The sequence below is a fragment of the Streptococcus sp. CL6.22 genome (genome assembly GCF_049738055.1).
Lineage (GTDB): Bacteria > Bacillota > Bacilli > Lactobacillales > Streptococcaceae > Streptococcus > Streptococcus mitis_DJ.
In genome coordinates, this window is the sequence record NZ_JBKOTV010000027.1 from 1 (window position 1) to 1231 (window position 1231).

At 45.7% G+C, this 1231-nt stretch carries 1 protein-coding gene; it reads right to left on the reverse strand.

Going from position 1 to position 1231, the window contains the following annotated elements; all coding sequences use genetic code 11:
• The coding region (locus ACLNCW_RS09755) for a DUF1542 domain-containing protein (protein ID WP_424846209.1) at positions 1 to 1231 on the reverse strand (1231 nt) is incomplete at both ends.

Below are 1231 nucleotides of genomic sequence, written 5' to 3' on the forward strand. Positions count from 1 at the left end.
GGCCTTGGCTTTTTCTTCGGCTGTTAGGTCTGTACGAGCGTCAATCTCATTATTCTTAGCTTTCAGAGCTTCGTCAATAGCTTGCTTAGCTGCTGTCTTCGCTACTGCTGCTGGATTGATTGAAGTGACTTCTCTTGTTCCGTTAGTCTTAGCTTGGTCGACTGCTGCATTCGTTGTTGCTTTGTCGATGCCTTCTTTTGCTGCGTCAGCCTTAGCTTTTGCTTCTGACTTAGCAGCAGCTTTCTCTTCATCTGTTAAGTCTGTACGAGATTCTATCTCATCATTCTTAGCTTTCAGTGCTTCGTCGATGGCTTGCTTAGCTACTGACTTAGTCAACGCCTCTGGATTGACTGAAGTGACTTCTCTTGTTCCAGTTGACTGAGCTTGATTGACTTCGGCATTTGTTGTTGCTTTGTCGATCGCCTCTTTCGCTGCATCTGCTTTCTTCTTAGCTTCTGCCTTAGCCGCAGTTTTTTCTTCGTCTGTTAAGTCTGTACGTGCATCTATTTCGGCAGTCTTAGCTTTCAAAGCATCGTCGATTGCTTTCTTAGCTTCTGTCTTCGCTTCTGGTTGTGGATCTACTGCTTTTACTTCTGTTGTTCCAGTTGACTGAGCTTGGTCGACTGCTGCGTTGGTTGTTGCTCTGTCGATGGCTTCTTTTGCTGCGTCAGCTGTCGCTTTAGCGTCTGCTTTGGCTGCAGTTTTCTCTTCGTCTGTTAAGTCTGTACGTGCATCTATTTCGGCAGTCTTAGCTTTCAGAGCTTCATCGATGGATTGTTTGGCTGCTGATTTAGCTACTGGTTGTGGATTTATAACTTTTAATTCTGTTGTTCCAGTTGACTGAGCTTGGTCGACTGCGGCATTCGTTGTTGCTCTGTCGATGGCTTCTTTTGCTGCGTCAGCTGTCGCTTTAGCGTCTGCTTTGGCTGCAGTTTTCTCTTCGTCTGTTAAGTCTGTACGAGAGTCGATTTCATCAGTCTTAGCTTTCAAAGCTTCGTCGATGGATTGCTTAGCTGCTGACTTAGTCAACGCCTCTGGATTGACTGAAGTGACTTCTATGATTCCAGTTGACTTAGATTGGTCGACTTCAGCATTCTTTGTTGCTTTATCTATGGCTGCTTTCGCTGCGTCTGCTGTCGCTTTAGCATCTGCTTTGGCTGCAGTTTTCTCTTCGGCCGTTAAATCTGTGCGAGCATCAATTTCGGCAGTCTTAGCTTTCAAAGCATCGTCG